Source organism: Cohnella panacarvi Gsoil 349 (assembly GCF_000515335.1).
GTDB lineage: Bacteria > Bacillota > Bacilli > Paenibacillales > Paenibacillaceae > Cohnella > Cohnella panacarvi.
In genome coordinates this window covers 1,045,266-1,067,412 of record NZ_KI911563.1, presented here as the reverse complement: position 1 = coordinate 1,067,412, position 22,147 = coordinate 1,045,266, and the positions used below count along the sequence as shown (strand labels likewise).

General features: G+C 55.3%; 21 protein-coding genes. 16 read left to right on the top strand and 5 right to left on the bottom strand.

Annotated features, from left to right (window positions below; all coding sequences use genetic code 11):
* Positions 1 to 44: 44 nt before the first annotated feature.
* On the top strand, positions 45 to 590 hold the full coding sequence (locus tag COHPA_RS0105105) for a DUF6036 family nucleotidyltransferase (RefSeq protein WP_027085125.1): 546 nt from the start codon (positions 45 to 47) through the stop codon (positions 588 to 590).
* Between the two features lie 112 nt (positions 591 to 702).
* On the top strand, positions 703 to 1,026 hold the full coding sequence (locus tag COHPA_RS0105100; RefSeq protein WP_156926598.1) for a hypothetical protein: 324 nt from the start codon (positions 703 to 705) through the stop codon (positions 1,024 to 1,026).
* Between the two features lie 3 nt (positions 1,027 to 1,029).
* Here COHPA_RS0105100 and COHPA_RS0105095 read toward each other — a convergent pair whose 3' ends face one another.
* Genes COHPA_RS0105095 through COHPA_RS0105080 form a run of 4 tightly spaced genes read right to left on the bottom strand, consistent with a single transcriptional unit; the run spans position 1,030 to position 5,109 of the window.
* Positions 1,030 to 2,124 carry a GerAB/ArcD/ProY family transporter gene (locus COHPA_RS0105095; protein ID WP_027085123.1) on the bottom strand — a complete coding sequence of 365 codons (1,095 nt, stop codon included), beginning with the start codon at positions 2,122 to 2,124 and terminating at the stop codon, positions 1,030 to 1,032.
* Between the two features lie 26 nt (positions 2,125 to 2,150).
* Positions 2,151 to 2,393: a hypothetical protein gene (locus COHPA_RS0105090; protein ID WP_027085122.1), complete on the bottom strand. Its 243-nt coding sequence runs from the start codon at positions 2,391 to 2,393 to the stop codon at positions 2,151 to 2,153.
* 12 nt (positions 2,394 to 2,405) lie between these two features.
* Positions 2,406 to 3,569 (bottom strand): Ger(x)C family spore germination protein, encoded by a 1,164-nt coding sequence (locus COHPA_RS0105085; protein WP_027085121.1) that lies wholly within the window; start codon positions 3,567 to 3,569, stop codon positions 2,406 to 2,408.
* A 37-nt stretch (positions 3,570 to 3,606) separates the two neighbouring features.
* Positions 3,607 to 5,109: a spore germination protein gene (locus tag COHPA_RS0105080; RefSeq protein WP_035119375.1), complete on the bottom strand. Its 1,503-nt coding sequence runs from the start codon at positions 5,107 to 5,109 to the stop codon at positions 3,607 to 3,609.
* Positions 5,110 to 5,268: 159 nt separating this feature from the next.
* On the opposite strand from COHPA_RS0105080, the gene COHPA_RS0105075 reads away from it, so the two are divergent.
* The 6 genes from COHPA_RS0105075 to COHPA_RS0105050 all read left to right on the top strand — a co-directional run bounded on the left by COHPA_RS0105075 (position 5,269) and on the right by COHPA_RS0105050 (position 11,374).
* A complete protein-coding gene (locus COHPA_RS0105075; protein ID WP_027085119.1) occupies positions 5,269 to 5,559 on the top strand; it encodes a DUF3817 domain-containing protein in 291 nt (96 codons plus the stop codon).
* Between the two features lie 159 nt (positions 5,560 to 5,718).
* A complete protein-coding gene (locus tag COHPA_RS0105070) occupies positions 5,719 to 6,264 on the top strand; it encodes a sigma-70 family RNA polymerase sigma factor (protein ID WP_027085118.1) in 546 nt (181 codons plus the stop codon).
* Positions 6,264 to 6,950, top strand: coding sequence for a hypothetical protein (locus tag COHPA_RS0105065; RefSeq protein WP_027085117.1), 687 nt, complete (start codon positions 6,264 to 6,266; stop codon positions 6,948 to 6,950). The genes COHPA_RS0105070 and COHPA_RS0105065 overlap by 1 nt, the downstream gene beginning before the upstream one ends.
* A 184-nt stretch (positions 6,951 to 7,134) precedes the next feature.
* Positions 7,135 to 8,862, top strand: coding sequence for an ABC transporter ATP-binding protein (locus COHPA_RS0105060; protein WP_027085116.1), 1,728 nt, complete (start codon positions 7,135 to 7,137; stop codon positions 8,860 to 8,862).
* The gene (locus COHPA_RS0105055) at positions 8,859 to 10,742 is read left to right on the top strand and encodes an ABC transporter ATP-binding protein (protein ID WP_027085115.1); all 1,884 of its coding nucleotides are present in this window, start codon (positions 8,859 to 8,861) and stop codon (positions 10,740 to 10,742) included. The genes COHPA_RS0105060 and COHPA_RS0105055 overlap by 4 nt, the downstream gene beginning before the upstream one ends.
* A gap of 56 nt (positions 10,743 to 10,798) precedes the next feature.
* Complete coding sequence (locus tag COHPA_RS0105050) at positions 10,799 to 11,374, top strand: nitroreductase family protein (RefSeq protein WP_027085114.1); 576 nt, start codon at positions 10,799 to 10,801, stop codon at positions 11,372 to 11,374.
* Here COHPA_RS0105050 and COHPA_RS0105045 read toward each other — a convergent pair.
* Entirely contained in the window at positions 11,371 to 11,787 is a 417-nt protein-coding gene (locus tag COHPA_RS0105045; protein ID WP_027085113.1) for a hypothetical protein, read from the bottom strand. The genes COHPA_RS0105050 and COHPA_RS0105045 overlap by 4 nt on opposite strands.
* A gap of 254 nt (positions 11,788 to 12,041) precedes the next feature.
* On the opposite strand from COHPA_RS0105045, the gene COHPA_RS0105040 reads away from it, so the two are divergent.
* The 8 genes from COHPA_RS0105040 (at position 12,042) to glgA (ending at position 22,141) form a co-directional block, all read left to right on the top strand.
* Positions 12,042 to 12,452 carry a DUF6232 family protein gene (locus COHPA_RS0105040; RefSeq protein WP_027085112.1) on the top strand — a complete coding sequence of 137 codons (411 nt, stop codon included), beginning with the start codon at positions 12,042 to 12,044 and terminating at the stop codon, positions 12,450 to 12,452.
* 140 nt (positions 12,453 to 12,592) lie between these two features.
* Positions 12,593 to 12,832 carry a DUF3892 domain-containing protein gene (locus tag COHPA_RS0105035; RefSeq protein WP_027085111.1) on the top strand — a complete coding sequence of 80 codons (240 nt, stop codon included), beginning with the start codon at positions 12,593 to 12,595 and terminating at the stop codon, positions 12,830 to 12,832.
* Positions 12,833 to 13,171: 339 nt separating this feature from the next.
* Positions 13,172 to 14,656, top strand: coding sequence for an L-arabinose isomerase (gene araA / locus COHPA_RS0105030; protein WP_027085110.1), 1,485 nt, complete (start codon positions 13,172 to 13,174; stop codon positions 14,654 to 14,656).
* Positions 14,657 to 14,796: 140 nt separating this feature from the next.
* Positions 14,797 to 16,077 (top strand): methyl-accepting chemotaxis protein, encoded by a 1,281-nt coding sequence (locus COHPA_RS0105025; protein ID WP_027085109.1) that lies wholly within the window; start codon positions 14,797 to 14,799, stop codon positions 16,075 to 16,077.
* 351 nt (positions 16,078 to 16,428) lie between these two features.
* On the top strand, positions 16,429 to 18,357 hold the full coding sequence (gene glgB / locus COHPA_RS0105020; protein WP_027085108.1) for a 1,4-alpha-glucan branching protein GlgB: 1,929 nt from the start codon (positions 16,429 to 16,431) through the stop codon (positions 18,355 to 18,357).
* A gap of 48 nt (positions 18,358 to 18,405) precedes the next feature.
* Positions 18,406 to 19,572, top strand: coding sequence for a glucose-1-phosphate adenylyltransferase (locus COHPA_RS0105015; RefSeq protein WP_027085107.1), 1,167 nt, complete (start codon positions 18,406 to 18,408; stop codon positions 19,570 to 19,572).
* Positions 19,569 to 20,681 carry a glucose-1-phosphate adenylyltransferase subunit GlgD gene (gene glgD, locus COHPA_RS0105010; RefSeq protein ID WP_027085106.1) on the top strand — a complete coding sequence of 371 codons (1,113 nt, stop codon included), beginning with the start codon at positions 19,569 to 19,571 and terminating at the stop codon, positions 20,679 to 20,681. Before COHPA_RS0105015 ends, glgD begins: the two co-directional genes overlap by 4 nt.
* Before the next feature lie 32 nt (positions 20,682 to 20,713).
* Entirely contained in the window at positions 20,714 to 22,141 is a 1,428-nt protein-coding gene (gene glgA / locus COHPA_RS0105005; RefSeq protein ID WP_027085105.1) for a glycogen synthase GlgA, read from the top strand.
* Positions 22,142 to 22,147: the final 6 nt, after the last annotated feature.

The window sequence follows — 22,147 nt, the reverse complement described above, 5'->3', positions numbered from 1 at the left end:
ATGATATAATTAGACTTAACAACCTGCATGACGGGAGGTGCAAGATGGACGATATGGATGCTTTCGAAGTATTCGACCAACAGGAGCCGTACGTCACGAGGGACAGCATTTTGCAGCTTTTCGAGGAAGTCGACAAGGATTTGAACGGGCAACCGTTGATCGAAGTATTCGTCGTTGGTTACTCTGCGATCGTTCTTGCAAGGAAGAACAATCGGGGCTCCAACGATGTCGATATCATTCCGTCCAGATTCTCGCGCGTGTTCTCGGACCATGGCCTTGAAGTTTTCGACGAGCATTACTTTTACCTCCCTAAAGACTATAAAACCAGAGCTAAGGCGGTCGAAAGAGAATATCGGTCTCTTCTCGTAAAGGCCGTCGATCCTCACGATATCTGGTACACCAAATTGGCGGCTTTCCGCAGCAAAGACAAAGTGGATATGATTCAGATGATCCGCGATAAAGTGGTCGATCCGCTCGTTCTGGATACGATGTTCGCCAATTGGAACAAGCATTGGTTCAACGACAGCCCGGAGCTGGAAGCGAACTACGCAGAGGTGAGATACCATGATTCCGAAACTCCTAATCCCTGAACAAGAATACGTGGACGCCTTTCGGAAATACGTGGACGGTTTATGCTTAAAATGGCTAGGGGCTACAGACGATGAAGCGAGCATCGAGGAGGTATTGGAGCGGATTCGAAGCATGGCTAAGGTCAACCATCGCGCGACTTATTTGCGATACCTTCTCCCGCTTGCCCATCCCCGGTATGCATTAACGATGCCTGACAAGCCGTTGACTTCTATGCAGAGGGTCCTTTACGGCATTTACCTTAACGGGATGCCTTACAACGATTTCATGCTGCGCCGTTTCTGCGAGATTATGCTTCGCAATACGGATAAGGCGCGGTTGTTCGCCGAGCCGCTTCCGGAAGACTATAAAGACTTGCAGAAGCTGACGTGGACTTTTATTAATTCCTTCAAGAAGTCCGCGAATGCCCGGTACTCTTACGAACAGGATATCATGTGAAAATTAAGGGGTTCGGCGGAATAGCGAAACCGTCGCGACGATCAATAACGGCAGCACGAAAGCAGCGGTGGCCCACAGCGGATGAATGGCACCGACTGAATTGGACCAGAAGGCTTGTCCGTTTTCGATTTGCAACAGAGATAACAGGAAACAAATTAGCGTCAGCGGGAAAACGAGAATTCGATTGTCCTTGAGGTTGAATAATTTCACGACCGCTAAATTAAGCGCCGCCAAAGAGATGGATGCCTTCATGAAGGAAGCCGTAATCAAAGAAATGCCTACAAAAGACTCGATTCTTTGAAGAACGACGAGCATATCGACGGTGCGGGCGACCTCGAACATGGAGTAGCTCAGCTCTTCCGACATGGGGCCGAACACCATAATCGTGCTTAACGTTACGGCGATCAAGAATAACCCGTTGACGAGCAAGGCCAGATACATGCCTCTATGAAGATGGCCTTGCTTTTTCTTGCGGACGTAAGGGAGAAGCATTGCGATCAGCACGAGCTCGGCATAGGGAAAGCCGTATGCGAAATACGTGCCGAGCGCGATCGGCTTTATGCCGTCAGGCATGAGAGGCAACAGATGCTCAGGCTTGTAGTTCGGATAGGACAGTGCCAGAATGGCGACGATCGATCCGATCACGCTGACGATGGGGATGAAAAACATGCGGGCCATCGTTTCGATTCCGGAGCGTACCGTAAGGGCGACGACAAGAAATACGAAAAACAAAAACAGGATAATCGGAGTTTGCCGCATCATCGTTGTCGTCATAAACAATCCGATGTCCAGAACGATTCCCGACGTCATATGAAACAGAAACGAAACGAATGGGATGGCGAGCAGCGCGGTCATCCACTTGCCGACCAAAGCGTAACTGTACTCGATAAAATCGAGATCGGGATAACGTCGATGCATATACATCACGCAGGCTAGAAGCGCCATCCCTGTAGACAAAGCAAGAGCAAGGGATATCCATGCCCCCATTTTGGCATAGCCGATTAACGGTCCGGGGATGTTGACGATCGACGAGCCTGTCATGAAACAAAAAAAGACGACGGACATTTGTCCGGAACTGATCTGCTCTCTCGCGTGCATCTCGCCACTCCCTCCTGGAAAGCCAATTAAGATGGAACCGTTAATATTTTGACGAGGAACTCGGCGGGTTTGCCTAGCACACTAAAAGCGGCTTCCTCGATAAACGGCCACTTCAAATCCCAAGCGAAATCGATGCCGAGGTAAACCGTAAGCAGAAGCGCTGCCGAATATACCGCCATCTCGCGGCTATGCAGCTTTCTCAGCCTCGCGAGGTCCGCTAATCCGATGACGGCGTATACGATCAGAAGTAACAAAATCTTCCCTGCCACGAACGTTCACCTCTACTTGGAGACGGGCTTGCCAATGGTAGTCCCGCTGCTGTTATTGCGCACCTTAACGACGATATCGAATTTTGCGCGGGCAAAACGATCATCCCAGTCCGATTTCCACTTTTTCCATAACCGCGGGTTCGTTCTATATAAACGGTTACCCAATCCGAGGGCATCGAACTTTTTCAGCTGTAGCCAATCCAGGGTTTCCTCGAGCAGTTCTTTCACCCTCTCCTCAAGTAATGACGCAAATTTCCGTTCGTCTTGGATCGTCTTAATCTCGTTGCAGCCCAGTTCGACTACTGAGACATCCAGCGATACCGAGATTCGGTACCTCATCGAATTCTCCGAGAAGGCGACCGGTTTCGTCGTGCTCTTGAGCGTGCCTACTTCTACCGCTTCGGTCTTTTTGCGCGAGTTTTTGGAGGGTCCGGAACAAGCAATCTCCAGCATCCCGTTCTCGAAGTCGTTCGTCAGCATCTGTAAGCCTTCAACCAACAGAGGCTCCATTCGTCCGACCAATTTTCCCTTTCTTAGCAAAGCGACGCCGGATACCTTGATGACCTTCGGGGTATCTTCGGAGAAGTAAACATAAGGGATAACGGCGTTGCCCAATTCGCTTTCCAATTGCAAGCCCATCGTAAGTAGGTTGGCGAATAACGTCTTCCCGCCCCAAGTACTCACCTTCTCCGCGCTTTGGAACAATTGCTGGCTCGTCGTATTTTCGATAAGCGGCTGGCTTTTTAAATACTGTTCCGCTTTGCCCTGCCCGATCATGACGGAGACCGTCAGCCGAGGTTCGTGGTCTCGATAAAAAAACTCAAGCGTGTCCAAAATATGGCTTTCCCTCGCGAGCTGCTCCCCGACAACGATAAGGTGAATGTGGCTCCACTGGGCTTTGCGGCCGAGAATGATCGGGATGTCGCGGATGGCTCTGGATAACGTTTGGTTAACGGTCGAGATGTTGATATAGGCGGTTTTGGCTTTTCTTGCTCCCGCGGAAACCCCTTGCGACGGTCGGTAAATTTGCGTCGTAATCGCTACTTTGCCGTCGTCGGCTTTATCGATCGCGATCCCCATCACGAACCCTTTCTCCGGAAGCTCCGCCCGGTCCCAGCAGCCTGTCAGCGTAAGAAGCGCCGTTAGGATGAAGCTCGTCCATATTCGCCTGTTCATCGTATACTCCCCTATGCAAGAATCCGCGAAAGCATGGTTAAGGCTTGCGAGACTGCCGCTTCCGCATCGAACGCAGCAGTACTCCATGCGGCGCGCGCACGAACACATCCTTCATCTGTCGCGGAATAAACGGGCCGATCGAGTTCAGATAGGGTTGGCCCAAGCTCCGCAAGTTGGCTAGGTGCAGCCAGATGAGCAGGAAGGCGATCATGATGCCGAATATGCCTAAGAACGCCGCGAAGATCATAAGCGGGAACCGCAATATGCGCAGCGAGATGGCGAAGTTATATTGCGGAATGGCGAAGGACGCGATGCCGGTCAACGAAACGATAATGACCATGATCGGCGATGCGATTCCCGCGGTAATGGCCGCTTCTCCGACGACGAGCGCGCCGACGATGCTGACCGCGGATCCGACCGGACGCGGTAACCGAATGCCCGCCTCCCGTAGCAACTCGAAAAAAAATTCCATGATAAAGGCTTCGAAGATGGCGGGAAACGGAATGCCTTCCCGCGAGTCGATGATCGCGAGCAGGAGCACGGTCGGGATGAGCTCCGTGTGGAAGGTAGAGAAAGCGATATAGAAGCTGGGAAGCGATACGGCGATCAACAAGGCAATCAGCCTGAGAATACGGATCAGGCTGGAAACGACGGTTCGCTGATAGTAGTCTTCGCTGGATTGCAGCAGCTCTACCAACAGTCCGGGGCAGATCAATATCGATCCGGTTCCATTGACCAATACGATGATTTTTCCGTTCAATAATGACGCGGCGGCGACGTCCGTTCTTTCGGTGTATCGATACTGGGGGAACGGTGAGTACACGGAATCTTCGATCAGCTCTTCAATGTACGAAGTTTCCAATATCGTTTCGTTCTCGAGCCAGGCTATTCTTCTCCGAAACTCGGCTAACATATCGGAGTCTACCGTGCCTTCCATGTAACAGAATGCGACCGTGGTTCTTGCATCTCCGCCAGTCTCGAGCTTTTCGACCTTGAATTTCGAGCTTTTGATTCGGCATCTCAGCATACCGAGATTTTTCGATAAATTCTCGACGGTGCCTTCGCGCGGACCAAGAACGACCGGCTCGGTGATCGACTCGGTGACTTGCCTTGTTTCAAGGCCGACAGCCTTATAGCCGAGAGCATTGTTCCAACCGTCGAAGAAAATAACGACAAAGCCTTCAAGCACCCTGTCTACCGCCGTTTCGATATGGTCGATAAGAATGGCGGAGTTTTCGGTAGCGACGTTGTTGCCGAAGTATGTAATGACGTCCTCGGGGGTCACGGAAGTTCCCGGACCGACCAATTGCGTAACGAGATCCTGCAGCGAAGCTTTGAAATAGTTGTGCTCTTTTTTTTGCACGAACGTCTCGGCGTAGATGGAGAAAGCCTCGTGCTTCATCCCGGGACCGTATTGCCAGGGAATAACGACGATGTCGCTGCATCGGTCGAACGTCTGTTGCATCCTTAGCAGGTTATCTCTTAATCGCAGGGATATCGGGTGGGAGGAATTGGCGCCAGTATCCGATAGCCGTCCCATATGCAAAACCGCCTTCCTGAAGATGGTAATATTGTGGCCTGAAAAGCAAAATGATATTCCCGATGGAAGTCCATTGTTCACTTTTCAGACACAGCAATAGCCAAAGCCGCTTGCTATTATGGGAGTATCATTCCATATACATTCGGAGGGCTTGTCGCAATGGGAAATACGACAATCGGGCGATTGCGTGCGATCGGGACGGTTGAGGCGCTTTCGTTTTTGGTTTTGCTCGGAATCGCGATGCCGCTAAAATATTGGGCCGACGTCTCCGAGGCGGTTACGGTCGTAGGAATCGCGCACGGATTTTTCTTCTGTCTCTATCTACTTGCGCTGCTCAACGCTTTGGTCGTTAAGAAGCTGTCTTTCGGCCAGACGTTCGTCGGATTCATCGCCGCGTTCCTGCCGTTCGGACCGTTCGTGTTCGATCGGAAGCTCATCGGCCGGGAATAATGTCTCGGAATCAACATATAATGATGCGCGAATATAAGGAAGCCCAGGCCATCGATAACGGCTTGGGTTTTCTTCGTGTGGCGAGAATGTAAATGATGCGGCTCCCCATGAAGCGAAAACGCCGGCAACGCCGTCTATAAGGTTGGAGGTGATGTTCCCGTGAAGCCGGCCGGCTTATCAGGCAAGGACCAATTCCCGAAAGACCCCGCTCAAGCGCTTGAGCGGCTCATGGACAGCTTCGGCGCGATCGTCATGCGCACCGCCTATTTCTATACGGGCGACCGCCATCTGGCGGAAGATATTAGCCAAGAGGCGTTCCTGCGGGCATACCGCCATTGGACGTCGTTCCGCGGAGACAGCTCGGTTCGAACGTGGCTGACGACGATAACCGTCAACTTATGCAGAGATAAAATGGGCGTCCGAATGTTCTCGGAACAACCGACCGCTCCCGACCGGATCGATGCGGGGCGGACGATCAGCGTCGAGGAAGAAGCGCTGGTCAGACTGGAGAAGACGGAAGTGTTGCGGCATGTACTGCGATTGCCTTTAGCCTATCAAGAAGCGCTGTACTTGTATTATTACTTGGATTTAAGCACGAGGGAGATCGCGGCGGCGACGTCTTCTCCGGAAGGGACCGTACGCAATAGATTACACAGGGCGCGCGAAGCGTTGGCCCGTCAGATGAACGAGGAGGAGATCGGCTGATGACGAACGTAGACAACCGTTTGCGCGAGAGCTTCCGCCATGAGGCGGACAAGACGTTATTCATGCAGATGGATTTGAGCTATGAAATGAAACGTAATATTCGCCGGCAAGCGTCAGCCCTTACGGCGGGCAGACGGCCCGTGCTTCCGAGGACGTGGATAACAGGCGCAGTGGCGCTCGCGGCAGCGATCATGATTATTACGGGTTTTCCGAAGCTGCAGCATCCCGCCATTCCGGCGCCGACGGAGCAGACGGCCGAACCCCCGTCTTCGTCGAATACGGGAGCGACGGGCTCGGAGCTTTCTTCCCTGATCACGACGACGCTAGGTTCTGCCGACGAAGCGAGAGCGGCATTCGGAGACGAATTGCATGTGCCCGCGGCTCTGCCGGACGGGTTTCGATTATCCGAGATCGTGGCGGCAGGCGCGCAAGGAGAACCTGCTAGGGACGTTGTCTTCACTTACGTCTCGGGATCCGAGAGCTTTACGTTCGTGGCGAGCCGCATGGCGGCCGGATTCCCGCAGGAGCTGTTCACGTCCGCGAAGGTCGGCGGAGCGGACGGTTTCGTGTTCGAACAGCCCGAGCTCGTCGAATTGTATTGGTCGCAAGACGGCATTCAGTACTCCATCGTAGGCAACCTTTCCGCGGAACAGGCGATGAATACGGCCGAATCGGCGCAACCGTAATAAGACGCGAGAATGAACGATCTTCATAAGGGAAGAATAGGCATGAAACCAAGCGCGGCCATAGGGCTGCGCTTGGTTGCTTTTTGCAGGGGACGAAACTTCGGGTTTGCGCTTCCGTTCATGTTGCGTTCATAATAGATCTATATGATTATTTTTACATATCGAATCCGGAGATGATGCACGCGTGTTGAAGCTGTTCCGATTTCTTAAGCCTTATCGCTGGCTTGTTGCGCTCGTGTTGCTGTTAATACTGGCGCAATCGCTATGCGAGCTTTACTTGCCGACGCTCATGTCGGATATCGTGGATAATGGCGTAATTCCCGGCAATACGTCTTACATCTGGCGGATAGGCGGGTTCATGCTGCTCGTTACCGCTGTCGGTACGCTTGTCTCGGTCTGGGCGAGTTACGTATCTTCACGCATTGCAACCGGCTTCGGTCGCGACGTCCGCAGCAAGACGTTCAAGCATGTCACGAAATTCTCGTTGCAGGAGTTCGATACGATCGGCACGGCATCGTTGATTACGCGTACGACGAACGATATTACGCAAGTGCAGCAAGTGCTGATCATGATGATCCGCATGATGGTCATGGCGCCGATGATGTGTATTGGCGGCCTTATTATGGCGGTGTCCAAGGACGCGACGCTATCGCTGATTTTCGTCGCCATATTACCGATTCTGGCGTTGACGATTCTGCTCATCGCGCGGCGGGGAATTCCGTATTTCAAAGTCATGCAGAAGAAAATCGACAAGCTGAATCTCGTCCTTCGCGAGAATTTAACCGGTATCCGCGTCATTCGTTCCTTTAACCGAGGAGAGCATGAACGCGAACGGTTCGAGGAAGCGAACGGGGATTTGACGGCTACAGCGGTGAAGGTCAATCAGGTCATGGCGCTGATGATGCCGATGATGATGCTGATTCTGAACTTCTCGCAAATATCGATCATCTGGTTCGGAGGTCTGCGGATCAGCTACGGTGATATGCAGGTCGGCGATCTGATGGCGTTCCTGCAATACGCGATGCAAATCATGTTCTCGCTGATGATGGTGTCGATGATGTTCGTGATGGTGCCGCGAGCGTCCGCGTCGGCCGTCAGGATCAACGAGGTGTTGACGACGGAGCCGGTCGTTCAAGATACGGCGGCCAGCGCGATTGCAAGCGGGGAGAGAGGCGTCGTTCGGTTCGAAGAAGCGACATTCCGTTATCCAGGCGCCGAGAACGCAGCGTTGGAGCAAATCAGCTTTACGGCGAATCCCGGAGAAGTGACGGCCATTATCGGCGGCACGGGTTCCGGCAAAACAACGCTGCTCAGCTTGATCGCGAGATTCTACGATGTCGGAGAGGGTGCGGTCACGATCGACGGACAGGACGTCCGCAAGCTGCCGCTGGAGCAGCTGCGCTCACGGATCGGACTCGTTCCGCAGAAGGCGCTGCTCTTCACGGGCACGATCGCGGACAACATTCGTTTCGGCAAGGAAGACGCGACGGAGGAGGAGATCTCGCACGCGGCAAACGTCGCCCAAGCGACCGAATTCATTGGCGGAATGCCGGACGGATACGACTCGCAGATCGCGCAAGGCGGAACGAACGTCTCGGGCGGTCAACGGCAGCGGCTTTCCATCGCCAGAGCGCTCGTGCGCAAGCCTCGCGTCTATTTGTTCGACGACAGTTTCTCCGCGCTCGATTTCAAGACGGACGCGAAGCTAAGAGCGGCGCTGAAGCCGGAAACCGCGGACGCGACGGTTATTATCGTCGCTCAGCGCGTCAGTACCGTCATGGACGCAGACCGCATTATCGTGCTGGACGAAGGGCGCATTGTCGGCAACGGCACCCACAAAGAGCTGATGGCAACCTCCGAAGTATATCGGGAAATCGCATTGTCTCAGTTGTCGGAGGAGGAGATCGCATGAGCGGGCAACAGCGGCAAGGCGCACCCCAACACGGGGGACCGGGCAGAGGGCCGGGCGGTCCCGGCTTCGGCGGCATGGGCGGAATGGGAATGCCCGTCCAGAAAGCGAAAAATTTCAAAGCGACGCTTCGCAGGTTGTCCCGGTATGTGGCTCCGTTCAAGACGAATTTAATCATCGTGCTGATCACGGCTATACTGGGCACGACGTTCGCGATTTTCAGCCCCAAGCTGCTCGGTCACGCGACGACGCGTCTATTCGAGGGCATGAAGAGCGGGACGGGCATTGACTTCGGGCCGATCGCGGACATTATTTTCCTGTTGATGGGCTTGTACTTGGTAAGCTCTCTGTTCACTTACATTCAGCAATATGTGATGGCCGGCGTAGCGCAGCAAACCGTGTACCGGCTCCGCAACGAAGTGAACGAGAAGCTCGGCAGATTGCCGCTCAAGTATTACGATACGCGGACGAACGGAGAAATTCTGAGCCGCGCCGTCAACGACGTCGATAATATCAGCAACACGCTGCAGCAAAGCTTGACGCAGCTCATTACATCGGTCATCTCGATCATTGGCGTCATCATCATGATGTTCACGATCAGCTTCTGGCTTACGCTGATCGTACTGCTGACGCTGCCGCTGTCTATGATCGTAATCAAAGGGATCGCCAAGAGATCGCAGGAGCATTTCAAGGCGCAGCAGATGGAGCTTGGCAAGCTGAACGGTCACGTCGAAGAGATTTATACCGGCCATCAGGTCGTGAAAGCGTTCGGGCAAGAGGATAAATCCGTCGAGACGTTCGACGAGGTGAACGAGCGGCTGTATACGGCGGGATGGAGAGCGCAGTTCGTATCCGGGATGATCATGCCGCTCATGAACATGGTGAGCAATATCGGTTACGTGTTCATCTCGATCGTCGGCGGCATACTCGTGACGCGGAACGCGATCAAGATCGGCGATATCCAGGCATTCATCCAATATACTCGTCAATTCACGATGCCGCTTGCGCAAACGGCGAACATCGCGAATATTATTCAATCGACAATCGCTTCCGCGGAACGGGTATTCGAGCTGTTGGACGAGGAAGAGGAAATTCCCGAAGCGGCGAACGCGGTCGTCGTGAAATCGCCGAAAGGGGAAGTTGCCTTGCGCGATGTCAGCTTCGGGTACAAGTCGGACGCGCCGCTCATCGAACGGATGAACATCGACGTCCGCAGCGGCCAAACCGTGGCGATCGTCGGGCCGACAGGCGCGGGCAAGACGACGCTGGTCAATTTGCTCATGAGGTTCTACGAAATCAGCGAAGGACACATTACGGTCGACGGCGTTAACATCGCGCATATGAAGCGAGGCGAGCTGCGCAGCCTGTTCGGCATGGTGCTGCAGGATACGTGGCTGTTCAACGGAACGATCCGGGACAACATCGCGTACGGACGGCTTGGCGTGTCCGAGGAGGAGATCGTTCAGGCGGCCAAGGCGGCGCACGCGGACCACTTCATTCGGACGCTGCCGGAAGGCTACGATACGGTACTCAACGAGGAGGCGTCCAACCTGTCGCAAGGCCAGAAGCAACTGCTGACGATCGCCCGCGCGATCTTGGCGGATCCGGCGATCTTGATCCTGGACGAAGCGACGAGCAGCGTCGATACGCGGACGGAAGCGCAAATCCAGAAGGCGATGCACGAGCTGATGAAAGGAAGAACGAGCTTCGTCATCGCGCACCGGCTGTCCACGATCCGGGATGCGGATTTGATCCTGTTCATGAACCAAGGCAGCATCGTCGAGCAAGGCACGCACGAGGAGCTGCTCGCGCGCGGCGGGTTCTACGCGGATTTGTACAATAGCCAATTCGCGGCGGGCGGACTCCGCCGGAGTCCGGCTTGACTCGGACGACTGTAAATCGGACAATGTGAGGGATAGATCGGAGAGGATAGGTAGAGATGGCAGAATTGAATCGCGTGATCCGGGAGAGACGCAGCGTCGGGAGAGTTAAGCCAGATCGTGTTCCGAAGGAACTTATCGAACGAATGTTAGATGCGGCGGTATGGGCGCCTAACCATCACGGCACCGAGCCGTGGCGATTCATCGTCATGACGGGCGAGGGCAGGCGCGTCCTCGGCCAAGCTTACGTCGAATACGCGGCGGATTCGCTTAAGGCGTTCGCGGGCGAAGAGCTTCAGGAGCGGACCGCGAAGGAAATCGCGAAGGCGTATCGCGCGCCGGTCGTGATCGCGGCCATCTGCTCGCCGCCCGGCAACCCGAAGGCGATCCGGGCGGAAGAGCTTGCCGCAACGCACGCCGCCGTGCAGAACCTGCTGCTGACCGCGCACGATCTCGGACTCGCGGCGGTGTGGCGCACGGGCGATCCAGCTTACCATCCGACGATGAAGGCCGCGCTGGAGGTATCCGATCACGAGGAAGTCGTCGGCTTGATCTACGTCGGCTATCCCGAAATCGCGCTGCACGCGGGCAAACGCACGCCGGCCGCAGAGAAGACGCGCTGGATCGAATCTTAATTGACTTCGATTACGAAGGAGCCCGACGACGAGCCGCGCTTCCACCAGGCGGACACTAAGTAATAGTAGACGCCGGGCTCGGTCGGCGCTTGGATGGCGCCGTCCTCGACCGGGACGTCGGTGAAGCTGCCGTCGCCTGAACGACGGACGCTAAGCGTCTTGGGCTTGGAGCCGGAGTAGCGTATGCTGATGTCCGAGCCGGGCTCGACGATCGTCGGTGTCTCGTCCTTCAGTTGATCTTGCGGAGCGGCGTAGTCCGCGCATTTATTGCCCCAGCAGTAGCTGCTTTGCGTAACCGGGATCTTTGTCTTGCCTGCAGCGACTTTAGGCAAAGGCGGATCGCCGAACATGCATCCCGCTACCAACGCTGCAATAGCAACAAGCAAGAATAGGGCTTTCGCCTGTAACCTCACGGAACAACACCTCCGTAAGATTAGACGCGAAAGCCCTTTTTTAGTTGCAAGCGGATGAAAGCACCGCCGTCCCGCCGAATAGCGGAACCTAGTTCCGTTATGCTAGGATCGGTTACTTTTCGCGGGTTATCGCTCCTTTCGTGCATAGATCAATGTCTCCCCTAAGGGAGAGCCTAGACTGTATTTATAAGACGGAGGTAGGGATTTCCACTTCAATGTCGAAATAACATGTTTATACAAGAGGAGGTATGAAAGTGGACCATCAGCCTATCTACAAAGACGTAAACTTCACGCTTACGAAAGACCTGTTCATTACCGGCAGCGCCAGATTCGCCATGGAGCATCTGTCGTCCATCCGATTGGTTAAAAGCAAAAGAGTCGTTCCGTACACGTTATTGGTTCTTGAAGCTGCGCTCATTGTAGGCGGACTGGGGTGGGGGTATAAGTTTCATGACCTCGTCGCGCTGCTCGGGTTTCTCGGCTTGATCGGATCGGCGGCGAATTACTTCCTTCGCAAGCCCGTTCATCGGCTTACCCTCGCGTTTGCCTCGGGAGAACGGGAATCGATCGAATCGACCGACTATACGTATTTGGAGACGCTCGCTAACGCGTTCAGCCGGGCGATGGTCGAGACGAGATATCGAAGTTATGCGGGAGTCGTGTAGTTTGGCGACTACCGGTTCCATACGTGGCGATTCGCCAATATGTAGATAACGCGCTTTATAACCATATCCCCTTCGTTCAGGTGCGTGTCGGTATAGTCATCCGCTTTCGTGAGAAAACTACGCCACGGAGGTGGATTCTCATGGAATTGAACAATCAACGGCAACAAGTGACGGCGGTCCGCAAAAACGGAGACGGCGACATCGTGGAGCTGAAGCTTTCTTCCGGCCAAGTCGTCGGTTATAAGGAAGCGCAGCAGATGGCCAAGGCGGACCAGATCGAGAACGTCAACGTGTTCAAGGGCCGCGACGGTGACGAGCATTTGCGGTCGAATCCCGACGGGCGGGAAGACAACAATCTCGACAATTTGCCGACGTTCTGAGTAGCTCGCTGAACTACCTTGGTTTAGGGTAACCTTCCAAGGTAGTTTTTGTTTGACCGTGCATGAACCCGATTTTCTCGCGCTATTGTGTGCAACCACGTCAGTTGCCACCCAGCAACCCGATATTGTCGCGCTATTGCGTGCATTCCCCTCCCCTGAGCGAAGGGGATATCGATAAGAAGGGGGGATGCAGCGCCTTGCCCGGCTCAACTCGTATGTACAACATTGAAACTTAATTGTACAACGATATTGAAATGCTACAGATACGCATGTAAAATAACAGTGTAAGCATGTACGTACAAGTTGAGCAACTAATCTCATTTCATAGGAGGAACACCGATGCTGCAATTGAAGCCTTATGTATTCTGGTTCGTGACGGGAAGCCAACATTTGTACGGTCCGGAGACGCTCGAAGAGGTGGCCGGGCACTCTAAAGAGATCGCGGAGCAACTGGCGAAGGACGCCGCAATCCCGTTCCCGATCGTATTCAAGCCCGTCGTCAAGACGCCGGACGAAATCCGCCAAGTGTGCATTGACGCGAACTCCGACGAGCTGTGCGCGGGGATTATCACGTGGATGCATACGTTCTCGCCGGCGAAGATGTGGATCGCCGGACTGTCCCAGCTTCGCAAGCCGCTGCTCCATCTGCACACGCAATACAACCGCGACATTCCATGGGATTCAATCGATATGGACTTCATGAACACGAACCAAGCGGCGCACGGCGACCGCGAGTACGGCTTCATCGGCGCGCGCATGGGCATCTCGCGCAAAGTCGTCGTCGGCCACTGGCAAGACTCGCAAGTGCGCGCCCGCATCGGCGGCTGGCAGCGCACGGCCGTCGCGTCGGCGGAAAGCCGCCAACTGAAAGTCGCTCGCTTCGGCGACAACATGCGCCAAGTGGCGGTTACCGAAGGCGACAAAGTCGAAGCGCAGATCAAGTTCGGCTGGGCGGTTAACGGCTACGGAATAGGCGATCTCGTCGAGCGAGTCAACGCGGTTACGCAATCGCAAGTCGATGCGTTGCTCGGGGAATACGCGGAGCAGTACGACATCGTGGAAGAGGGACGCAAGCCGGGCCCGGTGCGCGACGCGATCGCCTACCAGGCGCGCATCGAGATCGCGCTCAAATCGTTCCTCGAAGAAGGCGGCTTCACCGCGTTCACGACGACGTTCGAAGACTTGCACGGCCTCGAGCAGCTTCCGGGCCTCGCGGTTCAACGCCTCATGCAGCAAGGCTACGGCTTCGCGGGCGAAGGCGACTGGAAGACGGCGGCGCTTACCCGTCTCGTCAAAGTGATCGCCGGCGGCGTTGATACGTCGTTCATGGAAGATTACACGTACCATTTCGAGCCGGGCAACGAGCTCGTACTCGGCGCTCACATGCTGGAAGTGTGCCCGACGCTTGCTAGCGGCAAAGCCCGCATCGAGGTGCATCCGCTCGGCATCGGCGGCAAAGCCGATCCGGCTCGTCTCGTATTCGACGGCAAAGGCGGCTCTGCGATCAACGTATCCGTTATCGACATGGGCAACCGTTTCCGCATGATCGTCAACGAAGTGGAAGGCGTGGCCGTCAATAAGCCGATGCCGAAGCTTCCGGTCGCCCGCGTGCTGTGGAAGCCGCAGCCGTCGCTGCAGCAGTCCGCAGAAGCGTGGATTCTTGCAGGGGGCGCGCACCATACGGTGTACTCCTTCGCCGTTACGACCGAGCAAATGCTCGACTTCGCCGAGATCTTCGGCATCGAGTGCGTCGTGATCGACAAGAATACGAACCCGAACCAATTCCGCAACGAGCTGCGCTGGAGCAGCATCGCTTGGAAATAAGCAAGGCCCGATCGCCAAGACCGCCCGCAGGCCGCAAGCCTGACAGGGCGGTCTTTCGTCATAAAGCAATGATTTTCGTCACAGCTAGCGGCAGATCGCGGAAGTTAGGATAGAGCTACGACGACTGGAGGTAGACAGCCATGACCAAAAGACTAGGCATCGTTCAGAAAATGGTAATCGGCATTACGGGCGTTTCGACGATCACATACGCTACGAGCGCGTTTTTCCTGCTCGTCCTCAAAGACAAGCAATCGTTCCTGCCGGGCGGTGCGTTCGTTGCCCTTACGCTTGCGCTCGGTATTTTCTGGACGGGCTTCCTAGGGTACCTTGCGGCGCGATGGTTCATTAAACCGTTGCTGGCGTTGACGGAAGCGGCGCGCGAGGCGGCTTCAGGCAACCTCGAGGTATCCATTGCCGCGACCGACAATCAAGACGAAATTCAAGCGCTTAACCGAGCGTTCTCGCACATGATCCGGCAGCTTCGCGGCACGATCGCCGGGGTTGCGGAGCATTCGCGGGCGACGGACGCCATCGCGGGGGAATTGCAAGGCGCGATCGATCAAGCAACAAGACATATTGTCAGCATGACGGAGGAAGTGAACGCCATCTCCGAGAAGACGGACCGGCAATCCGATGCCGCGGACCAATTGTTCGACTCGGTGAGCTTCATCACGGAGGTCGCGAACAACATGGCCGTCGAGGCGCAGGAGACGAGAACGATCGCCCGAACGATGACGGAGTCGGTACAAAGCGGCGAGACGGTTATTCGTACGCTCATAGATGGCATGCGTCAGTTGGCGGAACTAAACCGCGATTCCTTCAGCACCGTAGCGGAGCTGAACGAGGATGCGGCGAGGATCGGCTCGATCTCCGAAGTTGTCGGCGATTTGGCCGGACAGACCCATTTGCTTGCCCTGAACGCGTCGATCGAAGCGGCGCGAGCCGGCGAAGAGGGCAAAGGGTTCGGCGTCGTGGCGGAATCGGTGAAAGAGTTGGCCGAACGCAGCTCTGCGGCAGCTAAAGATATACGCAAGCTGATCGAACGCATTCAACGGCAAGCCGAACTCGCGACGAGCAGAATGGCCGAACAGCGGGCGTTGTCCGAGCGCGAAGCCGAGAACGGAGAAGTATCCGCCGCGGCTCTGCGCGTCGTAACCGTTGAAGTCGCTAAAGTAAACGGACGCGTAGAGACGATCTCCAATGAGCTCGTCCGGCAAGGAGAGCAAGTGGGGCTCGTATTGCGCGAAGCGCGGGCGATGGCGGCTGCGACGGCAACGATCAAGAGCGGCGCCCGCAACGTATTCGAGTCGGGCCAGCAGCAGACGGCGGTCATGGAGGAAATTGCGGCGACTTCGGATTCGCTGAAGGCAAGCTCGGAGGAGCTGCGTAGGAAAGCGGCGGTATTCGCGCCGAGACAATAAAGATAAAAAAGTCCCTTAACAACGCTTTCCGCATGAGGAAAGCGTTGTATTTTTGTTGTCGAAAAATTTATTTTTGCGGTCGACAATATACTCGTTTTTGTGAGTCGCCATTCCTGCTAATCTGTTCTAAGCGCAAAAAAACCTATCATACATCGATCGGGTCGTGGCGGTTACGTCACGGACTTTCTTGCGACTTTTTTGAAAATGGGGTGAATATTTTCAAACAACTCGCTATAATAAATGTAAGGTTTGTGTAAATTGTAATAAAAGTTAACATCTAGATGACATTAAGCAAACGAATGTTCGTTATAATGCATGTACCACGCCATATTGGTCGGGAGATGACTTCGAATGCAAGCCCGGACGGCATTGCTTTCATTAGAAGATTTGTATTTATTCAATACCGGACAATTGTTTCGAGCTTATCAGACGTTCGGGGCTCATCCGATGACGATCGACGGACAGGAAGGCGTAAGGTTCGTCGTATGGGCGCCTAACGCGTTAGAAGTCTCGGTCGTCTCCGATTCGAACGGTTGGGGCCAGGGCAAACCGGGGTACCTGCTTGAACGGGTTGGTACGACAGGCGTATGGTGCGGATTTTTGACGGAGCTGGGCGAAGGAGATCGTTACAAATACGCGATCTTGAACGCAAACGGCGATCTCGTGCTTAAATCCGATCCCCACTCGATCCATTGCGAGCTTAGGCCGCATACGGCATCGATCGTGACCGCGCTTGACCGGTACCGATGGCAGGATCAATCCTGGATGGCCCGCAAGGAAACGCAGCCGCCGTACGACCGGCCGATGCTCATCTACGAAGTCCATCTCGGCTCCTGGAGAATGGACGCCCCCGAGCAATTCCGAACGTACGAAGAGTTATCGTCAGAGCTTGTCGAGTATGTCAAATCGATGGGCTATACCCATATTGAACTGCTGCCTTTGACCGAACATCCGCTCGACCGATCATGGGGATATCAAGCGACCGGCTATTACGCGGCGACGAGCCGGTACGGCCCGCCGGAAGGGCTGCAGCTGCTCGTCGATCGCTGTCATCAAGCGGGAATCGGAGTGCTGCTCGACTGGGTTCCGGGCCACTTCTGCAAAGACGAACACGGTTTAAGGTTATTCGACGGCACTTCGCTTTACGAAAGTCCTGACAGCCGCTTGGCGGAGAAGACGACTTGGGGAACGCTGGCGTTCGATTTCGCCAAACCCGAAGTGTGCAGCTTCCTCATCTCTAACGCGTTATTCTGGCTAGATCGGTTCCATATCGACGGTTTGCGGGTCGACGCGGTCGCGAGCATGATCGATTTGCATTTCGACAAGTCGGACGACGCCAAAACCTTTAACCGCTACGGCGGAACGGAGTATATCGAAGCTTTAACTTTTCTGCGCAAGCTGAACGAAACCGTCTTCCAACACTACCCCCATACGCTCATGATGGCGGAAGATTCATCCTCCTACCCGCAAGTGACATCGCCTACTTACCTCGGAGGCCTCGGCTTTAATTACAAATGGAACATGGGCTGGATGAACGACATGCTTCGTTACATGGAAACCGATCCGACAGACAGACCCTCCCATCACACCTTGATTACTTTCTCGATGTTATACGCTTTTTCCGAAAATTACGTACTGCCCCTCTCCCACGATGAAGTCGTGCACGGCAAACGCTCGCTTCTGAATAAGATGCCGGGCTCATATGAAGAAAAGTTCGCGAATTTGCGTCTATTCTACGGTTATTGGATGGCGCATCCCGGCAAAAAGCTATTGTTCATGGGCGGCGAGTTCGGACAATTCGACGAGTGGAAGGACTTTGACGGTCTCGATTGGCAAGTGCTGCAATATCCGATGCATGCCGGAATGAACGACTACGTCAAAGATTTGAATGCCACGTATTTAAGCGACGAAGCGTTATGGGAGCAAGACCACTCGAGTTACGGCTTCGAATGGATCGACGTGAACAACGCCGAGCAATGCATGATAAGTTTCCTGCGCATGGGCAGGTTTTCGCCTAATCCGACCGTCGCCGTATGCAACTTTTCCAGACAATCGCATTTCGATTACAGAATCGGCGTGTCGGTGCCCGGGCGGTATCGCTTGCAGTTGAACAGCGACGAACGGCGCTACGGCGGAAGCGGGCAGTTGGTGCCTCTTGTCGCGCTGGCCGAACCTGTTCCGATGCACGGCAAACCTTACAGCATCGTCGTCCCCGTACCTATGCTTTCCTTGCAAATGTGGAAGTCGGAAGCAGATATAGACCGTTTGAACAGCCTGTGAGGCTTGCAACACCAAGTAGGTTTTAATTTGGGGGAGGAGTGAGGAATCATGCGCGCGAATGAATGTATCGCCATGCTGCTTGCGGGCGGCGAAGGGCGTCGTCTAGGCGTCTTGACCAAGGATTTGGCCAAACCGGCCGTGCCGTTCGGCGGCAAATATCGGATTATCGACTTCACGCTAAGCAATTGCGCTCATTCGGGAATCGAGACGGTAGGCGTATTGACGCAGTATCAGCCTCTTGTGCTGACCCAGCATCTGGGAATCGGCACGCCGTGGGGGCTCGACCGCCGGGAAGGCGGCATGCACGTGCTGCCCCCTTACGTTCGTCAAAAAGGCGGCACCTGGTATAAGGGGACGGCGAACGCGATCTATCAAAATATCGGATTCATCGAGCGTTATGATCCGGAGTACGTCCTGATCATCTCGGGCGATCACATCTATAAAATGAACTACGATTTGCTGCTCGAAGCCCATAAGAAAAGCCGCGCGGACGCCACGATCGCGGTTATCAGCGTTCCTTGGGCGGAGGCGAGCCGGTTCGGCATCCTTAGCGTGGACGAAGAAGGACGCATCGTCGACTTCGCGGAGAAGCCGAAGAAGCCTGCCAGCAACCTTGCCTCGATGGGCGTGTATATGTTCTCGTGGCAAGTACTCAAAGACGCGCTCGTTCGCGACGAAGCGGAGAAGGGTTCCTCGAACGATTTCGGCAAAGACATTATTCCGAGGCTCCTCGAGGAAGGGGCTCGCATGTACTCTTATCGTTTCGACGGTTATTGGAAGGACGTCGGCACGATCGACAGCCTGTGGGAATCGAATATGGATCTGCTCGAGGATGAGCCGCAGCTCGAGCTGAACGATCGCGACTGGCGCATTTTCTCCGCAAGTCCGAATCAACCCGCGCAATACATCGCTCCGGGCGCGAGAGTGCAAAGCGCGCTCATTAACGAAGGCTGCGTCGTTGAAGGCGAAGTGACGCGGTCGGTTCTGTTCCCCGGCGTACGGGTCGGAGAAGGGAGCGTCGTTGTGGACTCCGTGCTCATGCCGGGCGCGACCGTCGGCAAGAACGCGAGAATCGTACGCGCGATCGTAGGGGAAAGGGCTCGGGTCGAAGACGGTTGTCAAGTCGGCGCGCCGGATTCGGAAGAGATTGCCGTCGTCGGCGACGGAGAGACGGTTAGAGCCGAAATCGAACTTCAGGAGGTAGAGTCCGCATGAAAATGCCGCTGATGGGCGTCATTAACTTAATTCACGAGGCGGACGAGATGGCGTCGCTGACGGCTAACCGCTGCCTGGCGACAGTACCGTTCGGCGGGCGTTACCGCTTAATCGACTTCGTGCTCTCTTCCATGGTCAATTCCGGCATTCCGAGAGTCGCCGTGTTCGCCCATACGAAATACCGCTCCCTGGTCGATCATCTCGGTTCGGGCAGCAATTGGGATTTGCACCGGAAGCCGGGAGGCCTGTTCGTGCTCCCTCCGTCGTTCGAGGACCAGACGGATTACGGCAAAGGGGATCTCTATCATTTTTTCCGGAACCGCGATTTCTTCGCAAGAAGCCCGGCCGAGTACGTCGTCATCTCGCGCAGCCATATGGTGTGCAACGTCGACTTTACCAAAGTGCTGGAGCAGCATCGGGAATCCGGGGCGGATATAACCGCGGTGTGCTCGAGAGAGCCGGAAGGGCTGCCGGGACTCGCGCGCAAAGCGCGGGTGAACGAAGCCGGGCGGATCGTCGAGATGCAGGACCATTTCGGGCGTCTGAACACCGACGTCGTATCGATGGAGATGTACTTGCTGAGCAGGGAGCTGCTGCTGGACCTCGTGGAAACTTCGCTCGCGCAAGGACGGGATCACTTCGTCCGCCACGCGATACTGTCCAGACTACAACAGTTGCGTGTCCATGCCTACATGCATGAAGGCGTGCTTGGCGTCGTCAACAATATCGCCGCGTACTACCGCCACAGCATGGAGCTGCTGCAGCCCGACGTCTGGCACGAGCTGTTCAACCGCCCCGGCAAAATCTACACGAAGGTTAAGGATGAGCCGCCGACGCATTACCGTACCGGCGCGAACGTCAGCCATTCGCTCGTCGCGAACGGCTGCGATATCGAAGGGACGGTCACGAACAGCATTCTGTTCCGCGGAGTCAAGGTCGGCCCGGGCGCCGTCGTGCGCAATAGCATCGTCATGCAGAACGGCGTCATCGGCGCGGGAGGCGTGCTGGACAATTGCATCTTGGATAAAGAAGTGGAAATCCGCCCGGCGCAGCAGCTTAGAGGAGCGCTCGACTTGCCGTTCCTCGCCGTGAAGCGCAAAGTGATCTAGCTCGCTATTATCTACGACAGGAAGGTGACCACATGAAAGTATTGTTCGCGGCATCGGAAGCGATGCCGCTCGTGAAAACGGGAGGGCTCGCCGACGTCGTCGGCGCGCTTCCCAAGGCGCTTGCCGCCCAAGGGATCGATGTGACGGTCATCCTGCCCAAGTACGGAGAAATCCCGAAGGAAATCGCCGACCGGACGGTTACGCTTGCGGTCATGGACGTTCAGCTCGGGTGGCGCAGGCAATATTGCGGCTTGCAGGAGGTTTACGTAGACGGCGTTCGGTTCCTGCTCGTCGACAACGAGTTTTATTTCAAGCGCGGCTACTTGTACGGGTACGGAGACGAGGCGGAGCGGTTCGCGTTCTTCAGTTTCGCGGTGCTGGAGGCGCTGGCGCATCTCGATGCGCTTCCGGACATTATTCACTGCCACGATTGGCAGACGGGCCTTATTCCGTTCTTGCTTAAGACGCGGTATTCGAATCTGCCCGGATACCGGGACATCCGCACGTTGTTCACGATCCATAATCTGCAGTATCAGGGCGTTTTTTCGAGGGATTTGGTGCAGGATCTGCTGTCCACGGGCGACGAGGCGTTCACGAAGGACGGGCTGGAATTTTACGGCGGGGCGAGCTGCATGAAAGCCGGCTTGCGGTTCGCGGACAAGCTTTCGACCGTAAGCTATACGTACTCTTTCGAAATTCAAGGCGAGGAGTACGGAGAGAAGCTCGACGGCGTCATTCGCCAGCGGGCAGGCGACCTGTGGGGTATCTTGAACGGCATCGATACCGAAGTGTACGATCCGATGACCGATCCGAACGTCGTCGTTCCGTACTCCGATTCGATCCCGGATAAGCGGAAGAACAAAACCGCCCTTCAGCGGGAGCTCGGCCTGATCGTCGACGAGAAGGCGCCGCTTATCGGCATCGTGTCGCGGTTAACCCGGCAGAAAGGCTTCGATCTGATCGGAGAGGTCATCGACGAGATGATGAAGGAGAACGTCCAGCTCGTCGTCCTCGGCACCGGCGAGCAGGGAATCGAGTCGATGCTGTATGGCGCCCAGCAGCGCTATCCGGGGAGAATCGTCGTGTGGTACGGCTTCAACGAATCGTTAGCGCGAAGAATATATGCCGCTTCGGACCTTTATTTAATGCCGTCGCGATTCGAGCCGTGCGGACTTAGCCAACTGATCGCCCTGCGTTACCGCACCGTTCCGATCGTCAGAGAAACGGGAGGACTGAAAGACACCGTCGAGTCTTATAATGAGTTTACCGGAACCGGCAACGGCTTCTCGTTCGGGCCGGCTAGCGCCTACGATTTGCTGTTTACGGTGAAACGGGCTTTAGCTTTTTATCGCAAGCCTAAGCATTGGGAGAAGATCGTGGAGAACGGGGCGGCGCGGGACTACGGCTGGGCATCATCGGCGTTGCTGTACGATAAATTGTATAAAGAGCTAGTCGGATAAGAGAGA